Origin of the sequence: Phytoactinopolyspora mesophila, assembly GCF_010122465.1 — a bacterium.
Taxonomy (GTDB): Bacteria; Actinomycetota; Actinomycetes; order Jiangellales; family Jiangellaceae; genus Phytoactinopolyspora; species Phytoactinopolyspora mesophila.
In genome coordinates, this window is record NZ_WLZY01000007.1 from 138,734 (window position 1) to 165,103 (window position 26,370).

Sequence of the window (26,370 nt, forward strand, 5' to 3'; positions counted from 1 at the left end):
GGTCTCCTCCTGTGGATCACGGGAAGCCGTGTCCGCGGCCGGCGGCGTCCGCGTCACTTCGCCGGTCTTCGATGGAGGCGCCCGGCCACACGTGTGCCCGAGAGCCACAACCGAGGACCGGCCCTACGTGCGACGGCACGTCCGTGCCTGAACCGGCGACCCTGAAGTTGGGACTGCGGTATTCAGTTGTGTTCAGAAACAGCAAAGGAGCGGCTCCCCGTGGGATACCGCTCCCATGCGTATCAGTTCATCGCCGCAAACCGAGCTTTTCGATCAGTGCTCGGTAGCGGGAGATGTCCGACTTGCTCAGGTAGTTGAGCAACCGGCGACGCTGCCCAACAAGCAGCAGCAATCCACGCCGGCTGTGGTGGTCGTGTTTGTGGACCTTCACGTGCTCGGTCAGGTGGTTGATCCGGTGCGTCAGCAGCGCGACCTGGACCTCAGGCGAGCCGGTGTCGCCCTCGCTACGCGCGTGTTCGGAGATGATCTTCTGCTTCGTGGCAGTGTCTGTCGACACGTGACTCCCTCTCGTCAGGTCGTTGCGCGGCGCATCCGGGCTTGTCCACCGGAGCACTCTTGATCCGCGGCCGTTCATACGGCAGGGCCAAGAGTACCAGCGAGTGGCTGTCCAGGACTAATCTCGCGCTTCCACTCCCTCGGATGCGCGGCGCGCTAACTGTTCAAGCGCTCGCGCACCGCGGCCACGTCGGCGTTCATGGCGGTGATGAGGTCGTCCACCGACTCGAACCGCTTCTGGCCGCGGATCCGGTCGGTGAACTGGACACTCACCTCGGTGCCGTAGAGATCCAGGTCGGTGCGGTCGAGCACGTAGGCCTCGACCCGGTGGCTCACACCGTCGAACGTCGGGTTACTGCCGACCGAGATGGCCGCGGGCAGCTTCGGCGCGCCGGGCGCCTCGAGCCAGCCCGCGTACACACCGTCGGCAGGAACGGCCAGGCCGTCCGGTGTGGGCACGTTGGCCGTGGGAAACCCCAGCTCCCGGCCTCGCTGATCGCCACGGACGACGATGCCAGTCACCGCCCACTCCCGGCCAAGAGCCTCAGCCACACCGCTGACGTCGCCCTGCGCGAGCATCGCCCGCACAGCCGTCGACGACCATCGTTGAGTGGCGTCATCTCCCATCGGGGGCAACGCCTCGACCTCGAACCCGCGTGCGGCGCCCAGGTCTCGCAGCAGCGGCACGTCGCCCTTGGCGCGGTAGCCGAACCGGAAATCCTCACCGACGATGACAGCCCGCGCACCCAGCACGGACACGAGAACGTCGTCGACGAAATCTTCGGCCCATTGCTCGGAACGGTCCCTGGTGAACGGGAGTACGAGTATGTGGTCGGCGCCCGCTTCGGACAGCAGCCGGGCGCGGTCCGCAATCACGGTGAGTGGCGCCGGCGCGTGATCCGGGCGGATCACCGCGATTGGCATGGGATCGAAGGTCACCACCACAACCGGCAAACCCAGGCGGGCGCCGTGCCGGACCGCGGCGGCGATCACTGCCTGATGGCCCCTGTGTACGGCGTCGAACACGCCGATAGTGACCACGCTGCCGCCGAGGTCACCCGGGACCTCGCTTGGTGAAAACCAGACGGCCACCGCCGATTCCTCTCTTCCGGTTCGCTCCTGTCGTGCACGCTCGATGGTACGTTCCCGTCGGTCAGCGTGCTCAGCGTGTGCGCCCACAAGGTCCTCGGCCTGCCCCTGCCGGATTCATGGCCCTGTCGCACGGGACACTAGCCGGTCGAGCTTCTCGGATCTGGCGAATCGGTACCGCGAACACGTCCGGGCAGTAGCAGATTGAGCGAGACGGCAAGAAGGCCGGCCGGCACGATCCCGGTCTCCAGCAAGACCCGCAACTGCTCCGGCGCCCCGGCAACCAGTTCCGGCACCCCCGCCATTCCCGGGCCTACGCCCAACGCGACAGCGACGATCAGCAGGTCGCGGCGGTCCAAGCTGGCCCCGGCCAGCAGCCCGACGCCTGCGGCGGACAGGCCCGTTCCCGGACTCTTATCCGGCGGGCGGACCGGCGCGGTGTTTGGCTAGTTCGGCCCCGAGTGAGGCGTTCAGCTGTGCGAGGAGATCCCCGAGCCGGTCCACGTCACCGGCGGACCACGGCTGCAGTGCCGCCATGATCCAGCGGGCCCGGGCCGCGCGTAAGCGATTGACCCGCTCGCGGCCGGTCTCGGTGATTCGGATCAGCCGGGCACGTTTGTCCGCAGGATCGGTCACCCGCTCTACCAAACCGAGGCTCTCCAGCTGGGCGACCTGACGACTCACCGTGGATTTGTCAAGGCCGAACTGCTCAGCGAGATCGCCCGCGCGCACGTCGCCGGCGTCGAGAAAGGCGCCGAGCAGTCCGTACGTGGCGGCCTCCAGGCTGTCGTCGATCTGGCGGGTCAGCACGATAGCCATGCTGCGCAGCCGTCGCCATAGAACGATGAGCTCGGACTCAAGCCGTTCGTGAACCAGCTGACGATCCGACTCCGTCATCTTCCCCCGTCCCTCAACCGACGAAAACGGCCAGGTACTTGGCTCTTGGTCCGCGGTCCTCAACCAGCGAGAGCAGCGTACCGTCCGGGCCGAACAATGCCACCGGGCCAGGCCCGGCGCCAGTACGCGGCAATGGTGCTCCATGGGCGACGTGGCGAGCGGTATCGGCGTCGACGTCGAGCCGCGGAAATACCGCCGCGGCGGCTACGTCCAGCGGCGTCAGCTCGAATTTCTCCTGCAGCTCTTCCAGCGTGCGGGCTTGGTCGGCGGTGTACGGGCCGACCCGGGTGCGGCGCAACGCCGTGAGATGCCCACCCACGCCAAGCGCGGCACCAACATCGCGAGCGAGCGCCCGGATGTAGGTCCCGGAAGAACACTCCACCACAACGTCGACGTCAATAAAGGTTCCCGCCGGGCGCACATCCAGGGCGTCGAAGCGACTGACGGTCACCTCTCGAGCCTTGAGTTCGACTTCCTCACCTGAGCGGACCCGATGATACGACCGGACGCCGTCCACCTTGATCGCTGACACAGCACTCGGCACCTGCCGGATCTCACCGGTCAGCGCCGCCATCTCACCTCGAATCGACGCCTCGTCGACATTCGAGGCGTCCGCTTGACTGGTCACCTCGCCCTCCGAATCGTCGGTGACCGTGCTGGCGCCCAGCCGGATCGTGGCTTCGTAGACCTTCTCGGTCAACGCAAGATGGCCGAGAAGTCGCGTCGCACGCCCGACCCCGACAACGAGCACGCCGGTGGCGAGAGGATCGAGAGTGCCGGCGTGTCCAACTCGCCGGGTACCGGCCAGCCGCCGGATACGCCCGACGACGCCGTGTGACGTCATACCCGCCGGTTTGTCGGCGATCACCAAGCCGTCACCGTGTCCAGACATACCTCACGCCTGACCTCCTTGTGTTGCTCCGCCCGGAGCCACCAACACCGTTCATCCGCCGGATCCGGCAATGCGAACGCTATCCGCTACCGAACGCTACCGGTTACCGGCGGATGAACGCAGCACACAGCCCCAACAGTGTCACACCGACGGGCGCGGCTCGTCGTCCTCGTCTTCGTCGTCGGCACGGTACGGATCGGGGTCGCCGGCGTACTGAGCCCCCGCCGCTGCCTGGGCCACCTGTTGGTCAGACTCGCGGGCAGTTCGGAGCAGGTCCTCGATGTGCGCGGCGTTCTCCGGGATGGCATCGGCGACGAAGTCGATCGTCGGGGTGAACCTCACGCCGGTCTGCCGACCGACCTCGGAGCGCACCAGGCCTTTGGCCTTCTCCAATGCGGTGGCCGTGGCGGCACGTTCGGTTTCGTCGCCGTAGACCGTGTAGAAGACCGTGGCCTCGCGAAGGTCACCGGTGATGCGCGCGTCCGTGACCGTGACGAATCCCAGGCGCGGGTCCTTCACCCGGCGCTCGAGTGTCTCGGCAGCGATCTCGCGAATCCGGTCGGCCAGCTTGCGCGCACGTGCCGGGTCAGCCATCTCGTCCTCCTTGTTTTCTTCTTACTCTCCCCTTGATGATCAAGGCAGTGTTGCCGTCGCAACGCGGGCTGGCACGCGTCATGATCATTCAAGGCACAACAGTGATCTGCGCACCGGTCACCGCGCTGAGGGCAGTGAATCGTCCTCGTCCGAACGCAACCGATGGCGCGCGGACAGCACATCGATCTCCGGGCGGGCCACGACGAGGCGTTCAACAGCCTCGAGCACCAACCGGCAGTGACCAGCGTCGGCGGAAACCACCGCCACGCCGATCTCAGCCCGGCGGTAGAGGTCAAGATGGCCGACCTCGGCCACGGCGACCTCGTGCCGCCGCCGGACCTCGGCCAGAATCGGCCGGACGACGCTGCGCTTTTGCTTCAGGGAGCGGACGTCACCGAGGAGCAGATCCAGATTCAATGTCCCGATGAACACCAGGGCTTGTCTCCTTAGTGGCCCGGAGTTTGGGCCTTCCTAGTGGCCACCGCTTGGTGATTGCGCGACGACGGATCAGGCCGTCCCTGACGGAGCCACAATCCCCGTCGCGCAATCACAGTAGCTGTCGAGCGTGGGCCCCGCCAGCCAGAGCTGGCGGGGATCACCTCTAGCCGCGCGGCTTCTCCTTCATCTCGAAGGTCTCGATGACGTCGCCGACATGGATGTCGTTGTAAGACCCGAGGCTGATACCGCACTCGAACCCGTCACGGACCTCGGTGACGTCGTCCTTGACCCGCCGGAGCGAATCGATGGACAGCTTCTCCGCCACGACGACGCCGTCCCGGATAAGCCGAGCCGAGGCGTTGCGGCGCATGATACCGCTGGTCACCATGCAACCAGCGATGCTTCCGACGCGCGAAGAGCGGAACACTTCCCGGATCTCCGCGGTGCCGAGCTGCGATTCCTCGTACTCCGGACGCAGCATGCCCTTGAGCGCTGCCTCGATCTCCTCGATGGCCGAGTAGATGACCGAGTAGTACCTGATGTCGACGCCTTCGCGGTCGGCCAGGTCTTCGACCATCCGGTTCTGCGGCCGGACGTTGAAGCCGATGATGATGCCCTCGTCGATAGAGGCGAGGTTGACGTCGTTGGCCGTGATCGCACCAACCCCCCGGTGGATGATCCGGAGGTTGACCTCGTCGCCGACATCGATCTTGGACATCGCGTCCTCGAGCGCCTCGACCGAACCGGACACATCACCCTTCAGGATCAGGTTGAGTGTCTGGACCTTGCTCTCAGCCAGGAAGCTCTCCAACGTGACGCGCTTGCGTGCCTTCGCCAGCGCGGCGTTGCGTTCCATGGCTTCACGCTTCTCAGCGATCTGGCGGGCCGTGCGATCGTCGTCGGCGACCAGGAACTTGTCTCCTGCGCCTGGCACCGCCGTCAGACCGAGGACCAGCACCGGACGCGACGGACCGGCTTCCTCGACCTGCTGGCCGTACTCGTCCAGCATGGCGCGCACCCGGCCGTACGACTGACCGGTGACGATGGCGTCACCGGGCCTTAGCGTGCCGCGCTGCACCAAAACGGTGGCAACCGGGCCCCGACCCTTGTCCAGGTGTCCTTCAATAGCCACACCGCGTGCGGCCATCTCGGGATTGGCCTGGAGCTCGAGCGCGGCATCCGCGGTCAGCAGGACGGCTTCGAGCAGCTTGTCGATGCCCTCGCGCTTCAGCGCCGAGATGTTGACGAACATGGTCTCGCCGCCGTACTCCTCGGCCACGAGGTTGTACTCGGTCAGCTGCTGCCGGATCTTGTCCGGGTTGGCGCCTTCCTTGTCGACCTTGTTGACCGCGACCACGATCGGGACGTTGGCCGCTTGAGCGTGGTTGAGCGCCTCGATGGTTTGCGGCATGACGCCGTCGTCGGCAGCCACCACGAGGATGGCGATGTCGGTCACCTGAGCACCGCGGGCACGCATGGCGGTGAAGGCCTCGTGACCCGGGGTGTCGATGAACGTGATGGCCCGGTCGACGTCGTCGTGTTGGACGTGTGCCTGGTAGGCACCGATGTGCTGGGTGATACCACCGGACTCGCCGCTGACGACGTTGGCGTTGCGGATCGCGTCGAGCAGCTTCGTCTTTCCGTGGTCGACGTGACCCATGACGGTGACAACCGGCGGCCGTGGTGTGTGGACGCTGTCGTCGCCTTCGTCGGCGAAGTCGATGTCGAACGACTCGAGCAGCTCGCGGTCCTCGTCCTCAGGCGAGACCAGCTGGATGTCGAAACCGAGCTCGCCACCGAGAAGCTGGAAGGTGTCCTCGTCGACGGACTGGGTCGCCGTGACCATCTCACCGAGGCCGAAGAGCACCTGGACGAGCTGCGCGGGATCGACGTCGATCCGCTCGGCGAAGTCCGCCAGCGACGCGCCACGGGGTAGCCGGATGACCTGGCCGTTTCCGCGGGGCAGCCGCACACCACCGATGGTGGGCGCCTGCATGTTGTCGAGTTCTTGACGCTTCTGGCGCTTGCTCTTCCGGCTCCTGGCGGGCTTGCCACCCGGACGGCCGAACGCACCAGCCGTACCGCCGCGGCCACGACCGCCGGGGCCTGGACGTCCTCCGGGACCGCCTGGGCCGCCACCGGGACGACCACCGCCGCCACCGAAACCGCCACCAGGACGACCCGCGCCGGGAGCACCGCCGCCGCCGCCACCGGGACGACCGCCACCGCCGCCACCGCCACCGGGACGACCGCCACCGCCGCCACCGCCACCGGGACGACCGCCACCGCCGCCGCCACCACCGGGACGACCGCCACCGCCGCCGCCACCACCGGGCGTGCGGGTAGGCCGGGTGGGCATCATGCCCGGGTTAGGACGGGGTCCCCCACTGCCAGGACCCGGACGGGGGCCGCCGGGGCCAGGACCACCGGAGCCGCCGGAGCCACCCGAGCCGCCGCTGTCTCGGCGCCCGCTGGGCCGCTGCTGCATTCCGGTGGAGCCACCCGATGTGTAGGGGTTGTTCCCGGGACGCGGGCCGGACTGGGGACGCTGGGGGCCCGGACGCTGTCCCATGCCGGTGCTCTCGCCACCGAACGGGTTGTTGCCAGGACGTGGCCCGGTCTGCCGGGGCGCCGCCGGGCCTGGTTTCGGACCGCTGGTGCCGGCCGAGCCGCTTGGCTTGCCCGCCGGGGAATCCGGCTTGCTCTTCGGACGTTCCTTGCCGGGAGCGGGCGTCGGACGGGCTGCCGGGCCCGGCTTCGGGGCGGGACCAGGCCGCGGCCCGGGCCTCGGCCCAGCCGGCCGCTCAGCAGTGTCCGGCGTACCGGCCTCGGCTGGGGGCTCTGCCACTGGGGCCGCCGCTTCTGCGGCTGCCGATTCTTGTTTGACCTCTGGCTCAGCCGCCGGTTTGGCAACCGGGGTGGGTGCCGCGTCCGCGGGCGTGGGAGCCGCCGAAGCGCTCTCCGCCTTCTTCGCGGGACTGGCCCCACTAGATTTGCCGGCCGCCTTGTTTCCGGCCGCCGGCTGACTGTCGAACGACTCTCTCAGCTTACGTACAACCGGTGCCTCAACCGTCGAGGATGCCGACTTGACGTATTCGCCGAGGGCGCTCAGCTTACCGAGGACTTCTTTACTCGAAACGCCGAGCTCCTTGGCAAGCTCGTGTACCCGGACCTTTGCCACTGCTCTCCTTCTCGGTCCGGGCGCCAGGCTCGGACCGGCTAGCTGGGTTGCGTGCTCATCGTTGCGTGCTCATCGAACGCTCGTGAGAGTCACGTCGTGTCTCCTTCTTCCTGGCCAATCAGCCGGGGCCGACGGGTGTCGGTCCGACCGGGAGAGGCCCCGTTCGGGGTCTCGCTTTCGAGCCACCGACGCACCACACTAGCGTCAAGCGGTCCGGCACGGCGAAATGCCCGTGCGAACGCCCGACGCCGGACGGCGACGTCCAGGCACCCTGGGTTGACGTGAATGTACGCGCCTCGCCCTGGGAGCAGGCCGTCGGGGTCAGGCACCAGCTCCGAAACCGGACCCGGGCCGTCGGCGACGACACGCAGCAGCTCGTTCTTTTCCGCACGGGAACGGCAACCTACACAGGTTCGGATAGGCACCCGCCCGGCCGTACGGCCTTGCGACACCATAGTTTACCGTCTCTTTCGCCCTTGACCCGAATGACGAGTGGTCCGGCACGTTTACCGGCGTGCCGCGCGGCACTAGCCGGCGTCGCCTGGGCGAACTGCCGTGACCGATTCCTCGGGCTGGGTGTCCGGGCGGATGTCGATTCGCCAGCCGGTCAGGCGGGCCGCCAGCCGCGCGTTCTGCCCCTCGCGGCCGATGGCCAGCGACAGCTGGAAGTCCGGCACGATGACCCGAGCGGCCCTGGCCACGGGGTCGACGACTTCAACGCTTTGAACCCGCGCGGGAGAAAGCGCGTGCGCGACGAGTTCGGCAGGGTCCTCCGACCAATCGACGATGTCGATCTTCTCACCGTTCAACTCGGTCATCACGGCTCGCACTCGGGAGCCCATCGGACCGATGCACGCGCCCTTGGCATTCACACCCGCGACGGTGGAATGGACCGCGATCTTGGTGCGGTGTCCGGCCTCACGGGCGATCGCGGCGATTTCGACGGTGCCGTCGGCGATCTCGGGCACCTCGAGTGAGAACAGCTTCTTCACCAGGTTGGGGTGGCTGCGTGACAACGTGACGACCGGGCCACGGAGTCCTTTGCGGACTTGAACGACGTAACAACGGATTCGGCTGCCGTGCTCGTAGCGTTCGCCCGGCACCTGCTCAGCACTGGGCAAGGTCGCCTCGATCCGGCCGAGGTCGACCTGAACCGAGCGGGGGTCGCTGCCCTGCTGGATGGTGCCGGAGACGATGTCGCCTTCCTTGCCGAGAAACTCACCGAAGTTGGCTTCGTCTTCGGCATCGCGGAAGCGCTGCAGGATCTCCTGCTTGGCAGTGGTGGCCGCAATTCGCCCGAATCCAGCCGGGGTGTCGTCCCATTCCCGGACAACGGCTCCGTCTTCGCCGGTTTCTTGAGCCCAGACCGTCACGTGGCCGGTCTTGCGATCGAGTACGACCCGGGCCTGCGGCTGCGCGACCTCGGAGCGCTGATAAGCGAGCAGCAAGGCTCGCTCGATGGCCTCGACGACGCGGTCGAACGGGATGTCTTTCTCCCGCTCCAGAGCCCGAAGAAGGGCTAGGTCAATGTCCACGTCAAGCTCACCCCGTTTCGGCGTCGGTGTCGGCGACGCGGTTGAACTCGACCTGCACGCGTGCTTTGGTCACTTCACCGTACATGATTTTCCGGGTGGAACCCTCGATATCCAGCACGGCAGCCGCGTCGTCCGCCGCCTCCACTCGCCCCGTGACATCGCTTCCGTCGGCGAGTTCGACCCGTACCAGCCGCCCGGTGGCGCGGGACCAGTGTCGCGGCTGCGTGAGCGGGCGCGAGATGCCCGGCGAACTCACCTCGAGGGTGTACGGGGCCTCGCCCATGGCGTTGGTCTCGTCGAGCACCCGGGAGATCTCCCGGGACACTTCGGCGCAGCGGTCGAGGTCGACGCCGCCGTCGGCATCGACGATGATCTGAAGCCGGCTCCGGCGCCCCGCTTGGGACACCTTGAGGTCTTCGAGATCCAGCCCTTCGCCTTCGACGACCGGCCCGACAATCTTGTGCAGGAGGTCACGATCAGCCGGACTCACACGTACCCTCCTCACTGTCGAGTTGTCCGGCGCAACCCAGCCGGTCATGGACTCCACCTTAGCGGACGGCAAGCACGCGGAGCGCACGCAGCGCCAGTGTCGCGGACCACCTCGGCCACACTCGAGCACCGCTTCGCGGTGGTCCGCGCCCTCCAGGGCAGATGCCGTCCACGATCGCGGGCAGATACTGTTACTCGGTGAACGACAGGCCAGCGGTAGACGCGCAGCGAAGACGCCTTCTCCTGGCGTTGGTCGGAACTCCGGCACTGGGGATGAGCCTCGCCGCCTGCACGCAGGGCCCGTCGTCCAAACATGCTCCACCGGGCGTCGCACCCGATGCCGACACCCGGGTGCGATGGCGGGCGGTCCGGGCCGAACAGGAGCTGTTGATCCGGCATGCCGCGACTCTCGACCAGCATGCCGAACTCAGCGACCACCTCGCCCCGCTCACATCTCACCATTGGCAGCACCTGGCGGCGCTGCTCGACGAAGGCCCGCTCCCCCGGCTGGCCACCCTGAGCGTGGAGCTGCCGTCCGGCGCGGAATCCGGTGGCGACGCTTCGGCCATCGACCTCGACCTTGTCGATGCACCCGAGATTCCGGACGACGCCGACGCCGCGCTGGAGGCACTCAGGGAGGCCGAACGTGACGCCGCGGAGGCACAAACGGCCGAATCCCTGCGCGCCGCCGCTCCCCGGCTGGCCACCCTGCTGGCATCGATCGCCGCAGCCGAGGCCGTACATCACGCCAGCCTGGAGGACACATGAGTGCCGCCCCGGCCACCTCCGGCGCGGTCTCGTCCGATGCGGTGATCGACGCGCTCCAGTCCGCACTCGCCGGCGAGCATGCCTGCGTGTACGGGTATGGAGTGGTCGGCTCGTATCTGAGCGACGATGCCCAAGCAGGTGCCCGCCGTGCCCTTGAGATCCACGAGCGCCGGCGAGACGACCTGCGTGCTCGCCTGCTGGCGCTCGACGCGGAACCGGTCGCCGCTCTAGCCGCGTACACCCTGCCGTTTGCCGTGGACGACGGTAGCTCCGCCCGTGAGCTGGCCGGCGTGCTCGAGGAGCGCCTTGGCGCTTTGTACGCCGATCTGATCGGCGTCGGCGCCGAAGGTGACCTACGCGAGTTCGCCACCGGCGCCATGGCTGACACTGCCGTGCGGGCCGTTCGATGGGGCGCCGAGCCGACGGCATTTCCCGGCTTACAAGGCCGGCCGGGAATGCCGGTGCCGGAAGACGAATCCGGTCAGGACTGACGTCTCGCCGCGGCGACCCGCCGGCGTCGCGTGCGCCCGCTCGTCGTGGACTCGCCATTGGACACAAGAATCACGGCCACCCCTACCAGCACAGCTCCGCTGATACCCACCGGCCCCAGCCGGTCACCGAGCACGAGAGCACCCAGTACCGCGGCGGTCAGCGGTTCGAGCAACGCGATCAGCGAAGCCACACCGGTCGGCACGCTGCGCAGACCGGCGAAGTACAGGGTGTAGGCCAGCGCGGTGGGAACCAGGCCGAGGTACACGAGCAACGCGATATTCACCGGCTGGAGTTCGACAGCCGCGTTGCCGGCTACGATTCCGGCCGGCAGCACTACCAGGCCGCCGAGACAGAACGCCAAGCCGGTCATCGGCAGGACCGGCAGCCCGGCCACCGGCCGGGCAGCGAGCATCGTCATCACCGCGAAACCGCCGCCCGACACCAAGGCGAGCGCGGCGCCGGCCGCAACGCTGCCCGAGGACGTGTCACCCGGACCTCCCACGAGCAAGGTGAGTCCAGCCAGCGCGACGCCAGCTGCCGCCGTCATCCGGCCCGCGGGCCGCCGCCGGCCGATCATGCTCTCGCCGACGATGACAAGCAGTGGTGCCGAGCCGAGCGTGACCAGGGTGGCCAGGCTGACCGAGATCAGCTCGACCGCCGCGAAATAGCAGGCTTGGAACACCGCGGCGACCACGCCGATCACCAGCAGGCGGCGGCGTCCGGCTGGGCCCGTCCGCAGCGCCCGGAGCCCACCGCTGAAGACCAGCCAGGCGGTGATCAGCCCACCGCCGATCAGCAGCCGGTATCCGGCCACTGCCAGCGCTTCGATACCGGACCGCTCGGCCAGCAACGCGCCAGCCAGCCCGCCGGTCCCCCAGAACAGCCCGGCGGCCATGACGCTGAGTAGGCCTACCCGAGCCGAGCTGGGCGCGGTCACGTGCACGTGATTGTTTTCCATGAAGAAGCTCCTGCGAATGACAGACGAATGAAGGACGATTCGCTGGAGCGGGGACGCCGGAAGGTGCCGGAGCACACGACGGCTCAGCCGTACGGCGTCGCTGACCTTCCGGCCGGCGACACTAGATCAAGAACGCACAAATACCGGCCACCCTAAGGATGGCCGGCGCGGCTCGGGCGCGCCCCGCTCAGAGAGCGTGGGGCGGCGGGGTGATCGGAAAGCACCGGTGCATATGACGATGATACGCATGCGGATGGTTGAGGGATAAGTGCAGCCCTGGCAGCACCTATCCCTCAACCATCGGCGCGACGGAGAAGTGTCAGGAGCGCAGAAGCGAGCGAAGGTGGGCGACCGCGTCGGACAGAGGGACCTCGGTACGCTCGCCACTGCGGCGATCCTTCACCTCGATGAGTCCGTCGACCAGGCCGCGGCCGACAACAACGATGGTGGGCACCCCCACCAGCTCGGAGTCCTTGAACTTCACCCCCGGGCTGACGCCCCGGCGATCGTCGTACAGCACACTGACGCCCGAAGCTTCGAGATCCGCGGCGAGCTGGCCCGCGGCGTCGAACACGGCGTCGTCCTTGCCGGTGGCGACCAGGTGGATGTCGGCCGGCGACACCTCGCGAGGCCAGATGATCCCGGCGTCGTCGTGCGAGTTCTCCACGATCGCCGCCACGGCACGGGAGACCCCCACGCCATATGAGCCCATGGTCACCGTGACGAGTTTGCCGTTCTCGTCCAGCACCTGCAGCCCCAGCGCTTCGGAGTACTTGCGGCCGAGCTGGAAGATGTGCCCCATCTCGATCCCCCGGGCCAGTTCCAGCGGGCCGGAACCGTCCGGCGCGGGGTCGCCCTCCCGGACCTCTGCGGCCTCGATGGTGCCGTCCGGGGTGAAATCGCGCCCGGCCACCAGGTCGAGCACGTGTTTGCCGGGCGCGTCGGCACCGGTGACCCACCGGGTACCTTCAACCACGCGTGGATCGACCAGGAACCGGATGCCCGAAGCGTTCTTCTCGCCCAGTACACCCGGACCGATGTAACCCTTGGCCAGCGTCGGGTATGCCGCGAAATCGTCCTCGGTGAACACATCCAGAGCAGCCGGTTCCACCTGCGCGCCGAGGCGTTTCTCGTCGACGTCGCGGTCGCCGGGTACCCCGATGGCCAACGGTTCGCGGCTGCCGTCGGGATGCTTGAGCATGACCAGGACGTTCTTCAGCGTATCGGCAGCCGACCAGGGCCGATCGGTGCGCGGGAAACGCTCGTTCAGGTGATCGACCAGCGTCTCGATGGTCGGTGTGTCCGGGGTGTCCTCGACATGTGCGGCGGGCGCGTCGTCGTATGGCACCGGCGGCGGCACCACCGTGTGAACCGCCTCCACGTTGGCGGCGTAACCACCGGGCGAGCGCACATAGGTGTCCTCGCCACTGGCCGCGTTGGCCAGGAACTCTTCGCTGGCCGAGCCGCCCATGGCACCCGACATCGCGTCGACGATGACGTAATCCAGCCCGAGCCGGTCGAAGATCTTGATGTAGGCCTCGCGATGCGCCTGATAGGAGCGCATGAACGACTCGTCGCTGACGTCGAACGAGTAAGAGTCCTTCATAACGAACTCGCGCCCGCGCAGAATCCCCGCCCGGGGACGCGCCTCGTCGCGGTATTTGGTCTGGATCTGGTACAGCGACAGCGGCAGGTCCTTGTACGACGAGTACAGGTCCTTGACCAGCAGGGTGAACATTTCCTCGTGCGTGGGGCCGAGGAGGTAATCCGCCTTCTTGCGGTCCTGAAGCCGGAAGACGCTGTCTCCGTACTCCTCCCACCGGTTGCTGGCCTCGTACGGCTCCTTCGGCAGCAGCGCCGGGAAATGCACTTCCTGAGCGCCGATGGCGTCCATCTCTTCGCGGACGATCGCCTCCACGTTGCGCAGCACCCGATAACCCAGCGGCAGCCAGCTGTAGATCCCCGGAGCGGCGCGCCGGACGTACCCCGCACGGACGAGAAGTTTGTGGCTGACCACCTCAGCGTCGACAGGGTCTTCCCGCAGGGTCCGCAGGAACAGGGTCGACATGCGCATGACCACGGGCGTACTCCCAGTAGGCGTTGTGTCTGTACAGATAGTGCGGGACGACGACGAGAATAGCCGTCCTCGTGCCCGCCGCGACAACCGATATCGGCCGAAGCCGTCTCAGTCGGCGTCGATCATGGTCAGACCGCGGTCCGCACCGTCCCGGCTCTCGACCACGGACACGGTCCGCTCGAGGGCCTCCTCGAGTCGCGCCTCGCCGGCGGTGCCGTAGTCGCCGCTGGCCAGCGCACCAGGCACATGCAAAACCTCTACTGGAGGCTCGTACGTCTGGTACAGGGGCAGGTACTCGGCCGCCGAGGTCTCGAATCCGCCGTCCTCGAGATTCTCGGTGAAAGTCAACCTTGCCAGCAGGCCCTCTGATCGGGGCCCTTCCGGCTGCGCGTGGTTGGCCATCAGATTGCCCAAGCCGTACACGACCCACTGGCCGTCGAAACTCTCCATCGGCTGGACGACGTGCGCGTGGTGCCCCAGGATCAAGTCGACGTCCGGGGATTCGATCAGCGACGGTGCGAGCTCGAGTTGCTGAGCGTTGGGCTCGTGCACATACTCGTCACCCCAGTGCATCGACACGACGACGACCTCAGCGCCTTCGTCCCGCGCGGCTTCGGCATCGGCGAGGATTTCGTCCTCGTCGATCAGGTTGCTTCGCCACTCCTCACCGTTCGGATAAGGGATGCCGTTGAACCCGTACGTGTACGAGATCAGCCCGACGTCGACGGGGCCTTCCTCGGTCTCCACCGAAATGATGGTCTGCTCCTCGGCTTCTTCCTCAGTGCGCGCTGATCCGGCGTGCGCGAGACCGGCGTCGTCGAGGGCGTCGAGGGTGCGATCGACGCCACCGGCACCCTGATCGAAGGTGTGGTTCGACGCGGTGGTACAGGCGTCGTATCCCGTCTCGGCCAGGGCCGGCACGATCTGCGGTGGGCCCGAGAACGTCGGGTATCCCTCGAACGGGCCGTCTTCCGGGGCGATCGGCACTTCGAGGTGGCAAATCGCGAGATCAGCCCCGCTGACGACCGGCTCCACATGCCGGAGCTGCGGCGCGAAGTTCCACGTTCCGTCCGGATCGGCGTCTCGCCGCGCCTGGCTCCATAGCCGTTCGTGCAGGAGGACATCACCGGTGCCCACCACACTGAATTCCCGCGGGTTCGGCTCAGGTGTGGGTGTCGGGGTGGGTGTGGGCGACGTTTCCTCAGGCGCGGTTGTCCTGGCCGGAGGGCTCGCTTCGGCGGCGTCGGGCTGCTCACCGCCGTCGCAGCCTGCCAGGAACACCGCTGCGCCGCCAAGTATGACCACCAGGGAAGTTCGCGCAAAGTTCACGCCGCCAGTCTGCACGTGATCAACGGCACGTTTCCACCAGCACGATGACACTAGAACATTACGGTTGCGAAACACCCGACCTCGCGGAAACCGACTCGCCGGTACGTCCCCAGGGCGGCATGGTTGTAGTCGTTCACGTAGAGCGACACGGCGGGGGCGATGTCGCGAAGCGCATGAGCCACGACGGCGGCCATTCCGCCGGCGGCGAGTCCGCGCCCGCGCCGGTCGGGCCGCACCCATACCCCTTGTACCTGACAAGCGCGAGGAGTGACGGCCCCGATCTCGGCCTTGAACACGACCTCGCCGTCCTCGAACCGGGCGAACGAACGCCCGGCGCGGATCAGCTCTACCAACCGGGCCCGGTAGTAGGCACCACCGTCGCTGCCGTTGGGCGAGATCCCGACCTCTTCGGTGAACATCGCCACCGCCGCTGGGTGCAGCACGTCGATCTCGTCCGGCTCGACGCGCCGGACCTCTGGGTCGGGCGGGACGTCTGGTCCGCTAGTCAGAGCCATCACCGGCTGAGACGCCCGGACTTCTCGAGCAGGCCCCCACTCCGGACGCAGCAGATCCCACATGGTCATGACGGCATCGGCCGGTCCAACCAGCGATGAACAGCGCCGCCCACGGCGCGCGGCCATGTCCGCGAAGGTCCGCGCCGCCGCGGGCGTGGCCTGCACCGGCACGAGATTGGCGCCGGCGTAACACGCCGACACCAGCTCGGCGCGCTCGTAGAATCCCCACAGCTCGCCACCAAGGCGCCCCGAGGCCAGCTTGGACGCGTGGACTCGTGCGCCGACGAAGACATCCACCACTGGGTCTCGGTCGAGCAACCCGGCCACGGCCGGAAAATCTTGCGGGCTGAGCACCCGCATCGAGGTCAAACTGCCCAGCACGGCGCCGACCTCCTTCCCCCCGACTCCCCTGGGCCACTCAGGTCATGAGCTGCTCTTCTCAAGTCAAGCAGGTAAGGACCGTTCTTGCACGGCATGCGCGGCACGAAGTCCGGTTTCCGCCCAAATGGATGATGCTCCGCACTAACACCGCAAGTGCCCCCGCGAGCACGCGAGCGCTAACCGACGGTGACGGTTGGTTCACCGGACGGCACGGCGTCGGACTCCATCGACTCCGCGATCCGCATGGCCTCTTCGATCAGCGTCTCGACGATCTGCGACTCAGGCACGGTCTTGATGACCTCACCTTTGACGAAGATCTGCCCTTTGCCGTTGCCTGAGGCCACCCCCAGGTCGGCTTCCCGGGCCTCACCCGGCCCATTGACCACGCAGCCCATGACGGCTACCCGGAGCGGCACCTCCATGCCTTCCAGCCCGGCGGTGACCCGGTCTGCGAGCGTGTAGACGTCGACCTGCGCCCGGCCGCACGACGGGCACGAGACGATCTCCAGCTTCCGCTCACGCAGGTTCAGCGACTGCAGGATCTGCAGCCCGACCTTCACTTCCTCAACCGGAGGCGCGGACAGCGAGACCCGGATCGTGTCGCCGATGCCGCGCGACAGCAATGCGCCGAAGGCCACCGAAGACTTGATGGTGCCTTGGAAAGCCGGCCCGGCCTCGGTGACGCCGAGATGCAGCGGCCAGTCGCCACGCTCGGCCAACAGCTCGTAGGCACGCACCATCACGACGGGATCGTTGTGCTTCACCGATATCTTGAAGTCGTGGAAGTCGTGCTCCTCGAACAGCGACGCTTCCCAGACCGCGGACTCCACCAGCGCCTCAGCGGTCGGCTTACCGTACTTCTCCAGCAGCCGCGGGTCGAGGGAGCCGGCGTTGACACCAATACGCAACGAGACGCCGGCGTCCTTGGCCGCCTTGGCGATCTCGCCGACCTTGTCATCGAACTTCTTGATGTTGCCCGGGTTGACCCGCACCGCCGCACAGCCCGCGTCGATAGCGGCGAAGACATACTTCGGCTGGAAATGGATGTCCGCGATCACCGGGATCTGTGACTTCTTGGCGATGGCCGGGAGCGCTTCGGCGTCGTCGGCGCTCGGCACCGCTACCCGGACGATGTCGCAGCCCGAAGCGGTGAGCTCCGCGATCTGCTGCAGAGTCGCATTGATGTCCGTGGTGGGCGTCGTCGTCATCGACTGCACGCTGACCGGCGCGTCGCCGCCGACGTCGACCTTGCCTACCTTGATCCGCCGCGACTTCCGCCGCTCGGCCAGGACCGGGGCGGGCATCCCGGGCATCCCCAACGCAACACTCATACCCTCATCTTCCCCTACATCGTCTCCGTCAGCGAAACCGTTCCGTTACCTGCCGGCCCGCCGTTGCGTGAACGCACCCAAGGGCCACCCGCACGGCACGGGCGACCGAGGCGGTGCGGAGAATCTCCAGCCGGGTTCGGACGGGCATCGGCGAGCGAGGCACGAGCGAGTCCGCCGGCGCGGCACGGCGACCGAGGCGGTGCGGAGAATCTCCATCCGGGTTCGGACGGGCATCGGCGAGCGAGGCACGAGCGAGTCCGCGGGCGGGGATGGAGATTCTCCGCACCGCCGTCCGCCCCCAATCGGGCCTCGCACGCCTGAGCCGGCTCAACCGAACAACCGGATCGGGTTGACGATGTCGGCGTAGATGAGCAGCACCGCCATGCCGATCAGCACGAACGCCACGCCATAGGCGATCGGTAAGCCTTTCGCGACGTCGACCGGCCGGGGCGCCGGCCGCCTTGCCACCCGCGCGAACCCGCGCTTGATCCCTTCCCAGATCGCTCCGGCGGCGTGGCCTCCGTCGAGCGGCAGCAGCGGGATCAGGTTGAAGATGGCGATCGCCATGTTGAACGTCGCCAGCAGCATGATGAACGTCACGACACGATGCGCGCCTTCGAGCTCGGAGACGATCTCGCCGCCGATCCGGCCGGCACCGACAATGCTCACCGGCGTGTCCGGGTCGCGCTCGGCGCCACCGAACGACGCGTCCCAGACGTTGCCCATCCGCTCGGGGATACCGGCCATCGCCTCGCCTACGCGGACGATGAAGTTGCCGCTCCAAGCCAGGACTCCGCCGACGTCTTCCTTCTCGTAACCGCTGACGATCGGCATCACGCCGAGGAATCCGACCTCGCTGTACTGGGGGTCGTCAACCGTGCTGTCCAAAGTGGGCCGCTCGGCGAGGGCGAGGTCCGGGGTGAGGGTGATCTGTTGACCGTCGCGTTCGACGCCGACGCGCGCGGTGCCTGCCCCGGCGGCGCGGATCTCGGCCGAGACCTGTTCCCATGAGGTGACCGGCTGGCCGTTGAACGAGACGATTTGGTCGCCCGGCTGGAATCCGGCTTCGGCGGCGGGTGCTGGAACGTCTGTCGGCTCACACGTTGCCCGCTCTTCGGACGCGGGGATCACACATTCGCTGACCTGGCTGACCGTTGGCGCCAGCACCGGCCGCTCCGGGTTGCCGAACGTCATCAGCACCCCGGCGGCCAGCATCAAGGCCAGGATGACGTTCATCGCCGGGCCACCGAGCATCACGATCAGCTTCTTCCACCACGCTTTGCGGTAGAAGACGCGACCTTCGTCGCCGGGCTGGATCTCCTCGCTCGCGGCGCGCCGGGCATCTTCGACGAGAGCCTGAATGGGCCCGGTGCTGGCCTTGCGCAGCCGATTCGGGTCGCCGCCGGGTTCCGGTGGGAACATGCCGATCATCCGGATGAAACCACCGAGTGGCACCGCCTTGATGCCGTACTCGGTGTCTCCGCGCCGGCGCGACCAGACGGTGCGCCCGAAGCCCACCATGTATTGGGTGACCTTGATGCCGAACAGCTTCGCGGGCACCAAGTGACCGATCTCGTGGAGCGCGATGGACAGCATCAGGCCCACGAAGAACAGCAGGATCCCGACGACGACGAGCCAGTCCACCTAGCGTCCTTCTTTCACAGTCCGATTACCCAGCGGCTCGACGCGACGCTCGCGGCCCACTAGTGTCCTTCTTCCGATGCGATGATTTCGCGGGCGCGTGTCCGGGCCCATCCTTCCGCCGCTAGAACGTCTTCGACACTCGTGGCGTTCCCACCAGGATACTCTCCGAGCACCTGTCCGATGATGTCCACGATGCCGGTGAAGGAAAGCCGGTGGTCGTGAAAGGCGTCCACGCATTCCTCGTTGGCGGCGTTGTACACAGCGGGGGCGGTGCCGCCCCGTTGCCCTGCCTCCCGGGCCAGCGACACCGATGGGAACGCGTCGTTGTCGAGCGGAAAAAACTCCCAGTTCGACGCCTTGGTCCAGTCGCACGCAGGCGCGACGTCGGGTACGCGGTCCGGCCAGGCCAGAGCTAGTGCGATCGCCAGGCGCATGTCCGGCGGGCTGGCCTTGGCCAGGGTGGAGCCGTCGACGAACTCGACCATCGAGTGCACGATCGATTGCGGATGTACCACGACCTCGATGTCGTCGAACGGGATGTCGAACAGCAGATGCGCTTCGACGACTTCGAGCCCCTTGTTGACCAGCGTCGCCGAATTGGTGGTGACCACTCGTCCCATGTCCCAGGTGGGGTGCGCCAGCGCTTGCTCCGGTGTCACCCCCGCGAGTTCGTCACGAGCGCGGCCACGGAACGGCCCGCCACTCGCGGTCACGATCAGCCGGCGGACCTCATCGGCACTGCCGCCGCGCAGACACTGGGCGAGCGCGCTGTGTTCGCTGTCGACGGGGACGATCTGACCAGGAGCCGCGGCGGCCTTCACCAACGGCCCGCCCGCGATGAGCGACTCTTTGTTGGCCAATGCCAATGTGCGGCCCGCGTGCAGCGCGGCGAGTGTGGGCGCGAGTCCGATGGAACCGGTGATGCCGTTGAGCACGACATCACACTGCCGCGCCGCTAGCTCGGCGACAGCGTCCGGACCCGCGAGAATCTTCGGCAGCGCGTACTCCCCGGCGCTGTAGCCGTGCTCGCGGGCCTGGGCGTAGAAGGCCAGCAGGATGTCTTCCGCGGCACCGGAGCGTGCCACGGCGACGGTGTCTACGCCGAGTTCCAGCGCCTGCGCCGCGAGCGTGGCCGGGTCCGAGCCGCCCGCCGCCAGGCCAGACACCCGGAACCGGTCCGGGTTGCGCTTGATCACATCGATCGCCTGCGTGCCGATGGAGCCGGTGGAGCCGAGGATGATCACGTCGCGCATGGAGGTCACGTGCCCATTCTCCACCGCTGCTTCTCCCGCCCGTCGCCGCCGTCACCGCTGCGCGCGCCCGACGCGCGGCACCACCCCGGTGATCATCAGTACGTTCTGGTCGCCCTGAGGTGATCAACAGTGGGTTGTGGCTGCCATGCTACGACCACAACCCACTGACGATCACCGGGAAACGGCCGGAACGGACGTCTCACTGGTGGTCTCGCCGGGTGTGGGGGCGGCTGGTGTGGGGTCGGCCGGGGTTGGGGTCTCTCCGGAGGCCGGGCCGGCTGGTGTGGGGGCGGCTGGTGTGAACCGGCGGGGCCGGACGACGGCGAAGACCGCCACCACGGCCAGCGCCGTCGTCCCCGCCATGACGCCGGCCATCGGCACAGCGGTGTTCGTCCCGAACGCGCCCACGAGCGGAGCCACCGCCGCGCCGACCGCGAAGTTCATGGCGCCGAGCAACGACGCTGCCGTACCGGCGGACGTGCCGTGTTCGGCCAGCGCCAGAGCGGGGACGTTCGGCAACGTGAAGCCGATGGTGGACAGCATGAAGAACAGTGGCACGGCGAGGCCGTACATACCGAAGGCGCCGGTCACCGCCATCACGAGCATCACCAGACAGGTCAGCGCGGCAGCCACCACCGCGACGCTGAGCACCCAGTGGGCACCGTAGCGGCGCACCACCTTGGGGTTGATCTGAGTCGCGATGATCAACCCGGCCGAATTGATGCCGAACATCAGCGCGTACTGCTGTTCGGATAACCCGTACATGCCCTGGAAGACGAAGGACGATCCGGCGATGTAGCCGAACAGGCCGGCCATCATCAGGCCGCCGGTGAACATCAGGCCGACGAATCTGCGGTCTTTGAGAATCGGCCGGTAGGCGCGCAGAGTCTCGCCGATCCCTCCCGTTCTGCGGTTCTCAGGCGGCAGCGTCTCCCGCAGCCCGGACACAACGACGACGACGAGGGCCGCACCAAGCAGTGCCAACACCCAGAAGACACCGCGCCAGTCGGTGAATCTCAGGACCTGCCCACCGAGGGTCGGGGCGAGAATCGGCGCCACGCCGGTCACCAGCATCAGCCGTGAGAGCAGCCTGACCGCGGGTAATCCGGTGTACATGTCCCGGACCACAGCCATGGAGACGACCGCGCCAGCGGCGGCGGTCATACCCTGCAGGACTCGGAACGCGCCGAGGGTGGCGATGTTCGGCGCCAGGGCACACAACACCGATGCCAGCACGTGAACTACCACGGCCACGATCAGCGGCCGGCGCCGGCCGAGGCGATCGGACATCGGCCCGATGATGAGCTGCCCCAGGGCGATGCCGAACAACGTGCCGGTCAAGGTGAGCTGGACCAGCGACTCCGCTGCCCGCAGGTCCTCGGAGATCGCCGGAAATGCCGGCAGATACATATCGATGGTGAGCGGGCCCAGCGCTGTCAGAGAGCCGAGGACGAGCACGGTGCGGATCATGGAGCGGCGGTCGGGCGTCGAGACCGATCCGCGGGCCGATGATGGCATGAAAGCTGCCCTTCCTTACACGGTGAGCGGCGCAACCTCAGGAGTACGCGAACCGAGACGATCAGTTCGGAGTCCGTGACGGCGCTGACACGGTCCGCATTTTCAACGACCGGGGAGGCCTCCGCATTCCCTGACCCAAGGAAGAACGATGCTCGGGCGGAGCACTCAGCAACGGCGTCCGCACGCCGCTCTCAATCAGTGCGAACTGAACTCGATCATGGCCGGCATTCGGCACATGCACCCTTTGCCAGGAGATCGTCCTCCGGTATGCATTTGTTACAGAAATATTTCCGTGATTATCTCGATTTGGTATAGACCACTGGGAGTTCAAGCTACCACGGGGGCTGCGGCATTGACGCACCGTCACCACGGTGGTAGACCAACCGGTCAACAGGTCCACACAATGGCCCTGCGCCAGACCTAGCCGCACTCCGACCGGGAGCCCAAAAAATATTACCGGGAGGGAGGCGGCCCCGCATGTGTTCTCGACTGGATTGCGAGGTACTCGCATCATCATGACAACCACAACCAACATGCGGCGGCCGATGCGGCTCGCCGCCGTCACGGTGGCCCTAGCGCTTCCCGCGAGCGCGGTCGCTGCACCCGCCGCCCAGGCCGCCGACGACGAATCCCACACCCTGATCGTGGGCACCTCCGGGCTCGACAACATCCCCCACATGAACCCGCTGGACTCCGGCTGGCTGATCCAGGGCGAGCTCAACAACCTCATGTACGATCCGTTGATCCGCTGGAGCCAGGACGACTACAGTCCGTCGCCCGGCCTCGCCACGGATTGGGAGGTCTCGGACGACGAGCTCACCTGGACCTACTACATGAACCCGGACGCCACCTGGTCCGACGGCGAGCCAATCACCGCACACGACGCCGCGTTCACCTTCAACCTGCTCATCGAGAACCCGGTCTTCAACGGCCGCCACGGTGAGCTGGTCAACAACTTCACCTCCGTCGAGGCGACCGACGACCACACGCTCGTCATCGAGATCGAAGAGCCGAGCGCGCTGATGGCGCACCTCAACGGCGTGTCGATCATGATCATGCCGGAGCATGTGTGGGGCGACATCGAGAACCCCGACGAATATCACGGTGAGCCGGGCCAGCCCACATCCGGCGCCTTCGAGCTCGCCGAGTGGCGCGAGGGCGAGCAGGTCCGCTTGACCGCCGTCGAAGACTACTGGGCCGGACCCGTCGCCTACGACGAGTTCATCCTGCAGAACTTCCAGACCCCCGAGGCGATGGTGCAGGCCCTGCAGGCCGGCGAGGTGGACCTCATCGGCGGGCTCAACCCGCAACAGTACGAGGCGCTGGAGGCGGCCGACCACATCACCACGAGCACCGGGCCCGGCCGACGGCTGCAGTCGCTCAACTTCAACACCGGCGCGCAGACCCAGGACGGCGAGGAGATCGGCGACGGCCACCCGGCCCTGCGCGATCCGGCGGTCCGGCAAGCCATCCATCACGTCATCGACAAGGAGCAGCTGATCCAGGTCGCCATGGACGGGCACGCCATCGCCGGCGTGAGCCTGGTGCCGCCGATCTTCAGCGACTACTACTGGGAGCCGGGCGACGAGCTCGTCGAGGTCAGCGCTGACATCGGTAACCAGATCCTGGACGACGCCGGCTACGACGAGCGCGACGAGAACGGTGTGCGGATCGACCCGGAGAGTGGCGAATCTCTCGTCTTCCGGCTGCACTACCACTCCGACCGCCCCACCTACGCGATCATCAAGGACTTCATCGTCGACTGGGTCGCGGAGCTCGACATCGTCCTCGAAGACATCGCGATGGACACCACACCGCTCAACGAGGAAGGCGACGCCGGCCGGTACGACATCGAGTTCGGCACCTGGAACCCCGGCCCGGAGGCCACCGGCACACTCGTCTACCACACGTGTGATCGCCTTCCGGCGGAACCGGAGCCGACCGACCTGACCTTCGCGTTCTACTGCAACGAGGAGTATGACGCCTTGTTCGAGGCCCAACTGGCCGAGTCGGACCTCGAAGCCCGCTCCGAGATCCTCCGGGAGATGCAGCAGCTGCTGTACCTGGAGGCGCCCAGCATCCAGATGTACTACGAGAACCAGCTCGAGGCATACAATTCGGACCGCTGGGGCAACTTCGGCACCCAGCCCTCCGCGGGCGGGATGATCCGGGAGCAGCAAGGGGCATTCGGCTACGAAGCCGCCCTCCCGGCCGGTGCGGCAGACGAGGCCGGCGGCGATGACGACGGTGCGGCCGGCGATGAGGGCGACACCGAGGCTGCCGCAGCTGACGACGACGGCGCGGGAGCCACGCCGTGGATCATCGCGGCCGTCGTCATCCTCGTGGTCGCCGCCGCGGTGGTGCTGCTGATGCGCCGGCGCAGCGCAGCCGACAATCGGGAGTAGACGAACCGGGAGTTAGGAACACACGGGCCACCTATGGGAATCAACCCCAGCGCCCACGTGCCGGCGGCACCCTCTGGTGCCGCCGGCCCGTCCGGCGCCGACCAACACCACGCCGACCAGGACAATCTCGGCAACACCGCACGCACCGACTTCTGGCGCTTCCTCGGTATCAAGGTGTCCGGCGCCGCCGTGTCCCTCGTGCTGGTGCTGTTCAGTGCCTTCTTCATCTTCCGCATCATCGGCGGCGACCCCGTACGGGCCATCGGCGGCGACGGTGCGATGACGCCGGAACAACGTGCTGAGATCGAGGAACGGCTGGGTCTCAACGAGCCACTCACGGTTCAGTTCTGGGAATACGTCAGATCGTTGTTCAGCCTCGACTGGGGCACGTCCTACGTCAACAACCAGCAGGTCACGACCCTGATGTGGGATCGGCTGCCCAACACGCTGCTGCTGACCGGCACAGCGCTCGTGCTGGCCGCCGGTTTCGGCGTCTGGGCCGGTGCGCGTGCCGGCTGGAAGCCGGGCAGCCTCTTCGAGAAGAGCCAGGTCGGCATCTCGCTGGCGCTCTGGTCGGCGCCGACGTTCTGGCTGGGCATGATCGTCATCATCGTGTTCTCCGTACAGCTGGGGCTCTTCCCGGTGAACGGCATGCGCTCCGGGCGCGGTGTCGGGGACGGATTCGTACCCCAGTTCCTGGACGTGGCTCACCACCTCGTCCTACCCGCGTTCACCATGGCAGCGGTGATCTACGCCCAATACGTGCTGATCATGCGCTCTTCGATCCTGGAAGAACGCGGCAACGACTACCTGATGGTCGCCAAGGCCAAAGGGCTGCGCGATGACCTGGTCCGGCGCCGGCACGCGGTACCCAATGCCATGCTGCCCACCGTCACTCTCATCGCGCTGCAGTTCGGCGCGATCTTCAACGGCGCGCTGCTCACCGAGACGATATTCAGCTGGCCGGGCCTCGGACTGCTCTTCTATCAGGCGATCCGGGTACCCGACATCCCATTGCTGCAACTGCTGTTCGTCTTCTTCGCGGGAACGACGATTCTCGCCAACCTCTTCGCCGACATCATCTACCGGTTCCTCGACCCGAGAGTCCGAGGTACATCATGAGTAGCGATGTGAAGAACGAGTCCAACGGCGCACGCGCCACCCTGACATCGGCCCGGGCCATCGCCTGGGCGCGGCGCCGGGCAGCGCTGGCGAACTTCGTGCGGCTTTACAGCAAGCAGCGAGCTGGCGTAGTCGGCTTGGTCATTCTGCTCGTGATCGCGGCGGCCACCCTGTTGGCCCCGTTCTACACCGACGAATCCGAACTACGTTCGGTGAATGCACCTGGTGAGCGCCTCGAGTCTCCGAACAGCACGTTCTGGTTCGGCACCGACGAGGTCGGTCGGTCGATCTTGTTGCAGGTCATCTGGGGCGCGCGGGTCTCTTTGCAGATCGGCATCGTGGCGGCCGTGCTGGCGGTGGGCCTCGGCACCCTGATCGGCATGACAGCCGCCCATTTCGGTGGGTGGGCGTCATGGTTCCTGATGCGGCTGACCGACTGGTTCATCGTGCTGCCCAACCTGGTCTTGGCGATCGCGCTCGTCGTCGCTCTGGGCGCCAGCCGCTGGACCATCATCATCGCCATCGCCCTCACGTCGTGGGCGGGCACCGCACGACTCGTGCGGGCACAGACGATGGCCATCGAAGGCCGGCCGTACCTGGAACGGGCCAAGGCGCTCGGCGCCGGGCATTGGCACCAGATGTCGCGTCATGTGTTGCCGAACCTGATGCCGCTCATCCTGGCGGCCGCGACCTTGCAGGTCTCCAGTGCGATCCTGTCCGAGGCGGCGTTGTCCTTCCTCGGACTCGGCGACCCGAGCCAGATCTCCTGGGGAACTCTGCTGGAACGGGCCTTCCACGCCGGTGCCATTTCGTACGGCGCGTGGTGGTACATGCTTCCGCCGGGGCTGGCGATCCTGTGTGTGGTCCTCGCCTTCACGTTGTGCGGCCGGGCCATGGAGTCGGTCTTGAACCCGCGACTGCGGAGCAGCAAATGAAGGGGGCCTTG

The 26,370-nt window shown here is 67.1% G+C and carries 24 protein-coding genes; 5 read left to right on the plus strand and 19 right to left on the minus strand.

Annotated features, from left to right (window positions below; translation table 11 throughout):
* Positions 1 to 247: 247 nt before the first annotated feature.
* The 11 genes from rpsO to rimP form a co-directional block, all read right to left on the minus strand.
* Positions 248 to 517 carry a 30S ribosomal protein S15 gene (gene rpsO, locus F7O44_RS19620; RefSeq protein WP_162451980.1) on the minus strand — a complete coding sequence of 90 codons (270 nt, stop codon included), beginning with the start codon at positions 515 to 517 and terminating at the stop codon, positions 248 to 250.
* A 155-nt stretch (positions 518 to 672) separates the two neighbouring features.
* The gene (locus F7O44_RS19625; protein ID WP_162451981.1) at positions 673 to 1,608 is read right to left on the minus strand and encodes a bifunctional riboflavin kinase/FAD synthetase; all 936 of its coding nucleotides are present in this window, start codon (positions 1,606 to 1,608) and stop codon (positions 673 to 675) included.
* A 137-nt stretch (positions 1,609 to 1,745) separates the two neighbouring features.
* Positions 1,746 to 1,964 carry a hypothetical protein gene (locus tag F7O44_RS19630; RefSeq protein WP_162451982.1) on the minus strand — a complete coding sequence of 73 codons (219 nt, stop codon included), beginning with the start codon at positions 1,962 to 1,964 and terminating at the stop codon, positions 1,746 to 1,748.
* 55 nt (positions 1,965 to 2,019) lie between these two features.
* Positions 2,020 to 2,502 (minus strand): MarR family winged helix-turn-helix transcriptional regulator, encoded by a 483-nt coding sequence (locus F7O44_RS19635; RefSeq protein WP_162451983.1) that lies wholly within the window; start codon positions 2,500 to 2,502, stop codon positions 2,020 to 2,022.
* 13 nt (positions 2,503 to 2,515) lie between these two features.
* Entirely contained in the window at positions 2,516 to 3,394 is an 879-nt protein-coding gene (truB, locus tag F7O44_RS19640; protein WP_162451984.1) for a tRNA pseudouridine(55) synthase TruB, read from the minus strand.
* A gap of 141 nt (positions 3,395 to 3,535) precedes the next feature.
* Positions 3,536 to 3,988 (minus strand): 30S ribosome-binding factor RbfA, encoded by a 453-nt coding sequence (rbfA, locus tag F7O44_RS19645; protein ID WP_162451985.1) that lies wholly within the window; start codon positions 3,986 to 3,988, stop codon positions 3,536 to 3,538.
* 117 nt (positions 3,989 to 4,105) lie between these two features.
* A complete protein-coding gene (locus F7O44_RS19650; protein WP_162451986.1) occupies positions 4,106 to 4,420 on the minus strand; it encodes a DUF503 family protein in 315 nt (104 codons plus the stop codon).
* Positions 4,421 to 4,589: 169 nt separating this feature from the next.
* A complete protein-coding gene (infB, locus tag F7O44_RS19655) occupies positions 4,590 to 7,607 on the minus strand; it encodes a translation initiation factor IF-2 (protein WP_162451987.1) in 3,018 nt (1,005 codons plus the stop codon).
* A gap of 89 nt (positions 7,608 to 7,696) precedes the next feature.
* Positions 7,697 to 8,062, minus strand: a complete 366-nt coding sequence (locus tag F7O44_RS19660) for a YlxR family protein (RefSeq protein WP_162451988.1) — start codon at positions 8,060 to 8,062, stop codon at positions 7,697 to 7,699.
* Between the two features lie 72 nt (positions 8,063 to 8,134).
* On the minus strand, positions 8,135 to 9,142 hold the full coding sequence (nusA, locus tag F7O44_RS19665; RefSeq protein ID WP_162451989.1) for a transcription termination factor NusA: 1,008 nt from the start codon (positions 9,140 to 9,142) through the stop codon (positions 8,135 to 8,137).
* Positions 9,143 to 9,149: 7 nt separating this feature from the next.
* Complete coding sequence (rimP, locus tag F7O44_RS19670; RefSeq protein ID WP_222851517.1) at positions 9,150 to 9,632, minus strand: ribosome maturation factor RimP; 483 nt, start codon at positions 9,630 to 9,632, stop codon at positions 9,150 to 9,152.
* Positions 9,633 to 9,829: 197 nt separating this feature from the next.
* Here rimP and F7O44_RS19675 point away from each other — a divergent pair, with 197 nt between their 5' ends.
* Together F7O44_RS19675 and F7O44_RS19680 are read left to right on the plus strand one after the other, a co-directional pair.
* Positions 9,830 to 10,399 (plus strand): hypothetical protein, encoded by a 570-nt coding sequence (locus tag F7O44_RS19675; RefSeq protein WP_162451991.1) that lies wholly within the window; start codon positions 9,830 to 9,832, stop codon positions 10,397 to 10,399.
* Complete coding sequence (locus tag F7O44_RS19680; RefSeq protein ID WP_162451992.1) at positions 10,396 to 10,890, plus strand: ferritin-like domain-containing protein; 495 nt, start codon at positions 10,396 to 10,398, stop codon at positions 10,888 to 10,890. Before F7O44_RS19675 ends, F7O44_RS19680 begins: the two co-directional genes overlap by 4 nt.
* Here the strand turns inward: F7O44_RS19680 and F7O44_RS19685 are convergent.
* The 8 genes from F7O44_RS19685 to F7O44_RS19720 all read right to left on the minus strand — a co-directional run bounded on the left by F7O44_RS19685 (position 10,881) and on the right by F7O44_RS19720 (position 21,897).
* A complete protein-coding gene (locus F7O44_RS19685) occupies positions 10,881 to 11,849 on the minus strand; it encodes a DMT family transporter (protein WP_162451993.1) in 969 nt (322 codons plus the stop codon). The genes F7O44_RS19680 and F7O44_RS19685 overlap by 10 nt on opposite strands.
* 319 nt (positions 11,850 to 12,168) lie before the next feature.
* Positions 12,169 to 13,929 carry a proline--tRNA ligase gene (locus tag F7O44_RS19690; RefSeq protein ID WP_162451994.1) on the minus strand — a complete coding sequence of 587 codons (1,761 nt, stop codon included), beginning with the start codon at positions 13,927 to 13,929 and terminating at the stop codon, positions 12,169 to 12,171.
* Between the two features lie 105 nt (positions 13,930 to 14,034).
* The gene (locus F7O44_RS19695; RefSeq protein WP_162451995.1) at positions 14,035 to 15,255 is read right to left on the minus strand and encodes a CapA family protein; all 1,221 of its coding nucleotides are present in this window, start codon (positions 15,253 to 15,255) and stop codon (positions 14,035 to 14,037) included.
* Between the two features lie 50 nt (positions 15,256 to 15,305).
* Positions 15,306 to 16,130, minus strand: a complete 825-nt coding sequence (locus tag F7O44_RS19700; RefSeq protein ID WP_425501409.1) for a GNAT family N-acetyltransferase — start codon at positions 16,128 to 16,130, stop codon at positions 15,306 to 15,308.
* 197 nt (positions 16,131 to 16,327) lie between these two features.
* Positions 16,328 to 17,482, minus strand: coding sequence for a flavodoxin-dependent (E)-4-hydroxy-3-methylbut-2-enyl-diphosphate synthase (gene ispG, locus F7O44_RS19705; protein ID WP_162451996.1), 1,155 nt, complete (start codon positions 17,480 to 17,482; stop codon positions 16,328 to 16,330).
* A gap of 327 nt (positions 17,483 to 17,809) precedes the next feature.
* Positions 17,810 to 19,126 carry a M50 family metallopeptidase gene (locus F7O44_RS19710; RefSeq protein WP_222851520.1) on the minus strand — a complete coding sequence of 439 codons (1,317 nt, stop codon included), beginning with the start codon at positions 19,124 to 19,126 and terminating at the stop codon, positions 17,810 to 17,812.
* 59 nt (positions 19,127 to 19,185) lie between these two features.
* Positions 19,186 to 20,379, minus strand: coding sequence for a 1-deoxy-D-xylulose-5-phosphate reductoisomerase (gene dxr, locus F7O44_RS19715; protein ID WP_174255963.1), 1,194 nt, complete (start codon positions 20,377 to 20,379; stop codon positions 19,186 to 19,188).
* Between the two features lie 171 nt (positions 20,380 to 20,550).
* Positions 20,551 to 21,897: a Bcr/CflA family multidrug efflux MFS transporter gene (locus F7O44_RS19720; RefSeq protein ID WP_187361472.1), complete on the minus strand. Its 1,347-nt coding sequence runs from the start codon at positions 21,895 to 21,897 to the stop codon at positions 20,551 to 20,553.
* 515 nt (positions 21,898 to 22,412) lie between these two features.
* Between F7O44_RS19720 and F7O44_RS19725 the strand changes: the two genes are divergently transcribed.
* From F7O44_RS19725 to F7O44_RS19735, 3 genes are read left to right on the plus strand one after another with little or no spacing between them, the layout of a single operon-like run.
* Positions 22,413 to 24,302 (plus strand): ABC transporter substrate-binding protein, encoded by a 1,890-nt coding sequence (locus F7O44_RS19725; protein WP_162451998.1) that lies wholly within the window; start codon positions 22,413 to 22,415, stop codon positions 24,300 to 24,302.
* A gap of 33 nt (positions 24,303 to 24,335) precedes the next feature.
* On the plus strand, positions 24,336 to 25,424 hold the full coding sequence (locus F7O44_RS19730) for an ABC transporter permease (RefSeq protein WP_162451999.1): 1,089 nt from the start codon (positions 24,336 to 24,338) through the stop codon (positions 25,422 to 25,424).
* Entirely contained in the window at positions 25,421 to 26,359 is a 939-nt protein-coding gene (locus tag F7O44_RS19735) for an ABC transporter permease (RefSeq protein ID WP_162452000.1), read from the plus strand. Before F7O44_RS19730 ends, F7O44_RS19735 begins: the two co-directional genes overlap by 4 nt.
* The last annotated feature ends 11 nt before the right edge of the window (positions 26,360 to 26,370 follow it).

Coding starts and splice junctions, on each gene's coding strand:
- F7O44_RS19635 (WP_162451983.1), bottom strand. CDS start 2,502: ATGACGGAGTCGGATCGTCAGCTGGTTCACGAACGGCTTGAGTCCGAG.
- truB (WP_162451984.1), bottom strand. CDS start 3,394: ATGTCTGGACACGGTGACGGCTTGGTGATCGCCGACAAACCGGCGGGT.
- rbfA (WP_162451985.1), bottom strand. CDS start 3,988: ATGGCTGACCCGGCACGTGCGCGCAAGCTGGCCGACCGGATTCGCGAG.
- F7O44_RS19660 (WP_162451988.1), bottom strand. CDS start 8,062: ATGGTGTCGCAAGGCCGTACGGCCGGGCGGGTGCCTATCCGAACCTGT.
- F7O44_RS19680 (WP_162451992.1), top strand. CDS start 10,396: ATGAGTGCCGCCCCGGCCACCTCCGGCGCGGTCTCGTCCGATGCGGTG.
- F7O44_RS19685 (WP_162451993.1), bottom strand. CDS start 11,849: ATGGAAAACAATCACGTGCACGTGACCGCGCCCAGCTCGGCTCGGGTA.
- F7O44_RS19700 (WP_425501409.1), bottom strand. CDS start 16,130: ATGCGGGTGCTCAGCCCGCAAGATTTTCCGGCCGTGGCCGGGTTGCTC.
- ispG (WP_162451996.1), bottom strand. CDS start 17,482: ATGAGTGTTGCGTTGGGGATGCCCGGGATGCCCGCCCCGGTCCTGGCC.
- dxr (WP_174255963.1), bottom strand. CDS start 20,379: ATGCGCGACGTGATCATCCTCGGCTCCACCGGCTCCATCGGCACGCAG.
- F7O44_RS19720 (WP_187361472.1), bottom strand. CDS start 21,897: ATGCCATCATCGGCCCGCGGATCGGTCTCGACGCCCGACCGCCGCTCC.
- F7O44_RS19725 (WP_162451998.1), top strand. CDS start 22,413: ATGACAACCACAACCAACATGCGGCGGCCGATGCGGCTCGCCGCCGTC.
- F7O44_RS19730 (WP_162451999.1), top strand. CDS start 24,336: ATGGGAATCAACCCCAGCGCCCACGTGCCGGCGGCACCCTCTGGTGCC.
- F7O44_RS19735 (WP_162452000.1), top strand. CDS start 25,421: ATGAGTAGCGATGTGAAGAACGAGTCCAACGGCGCACGCGCCACCCTG.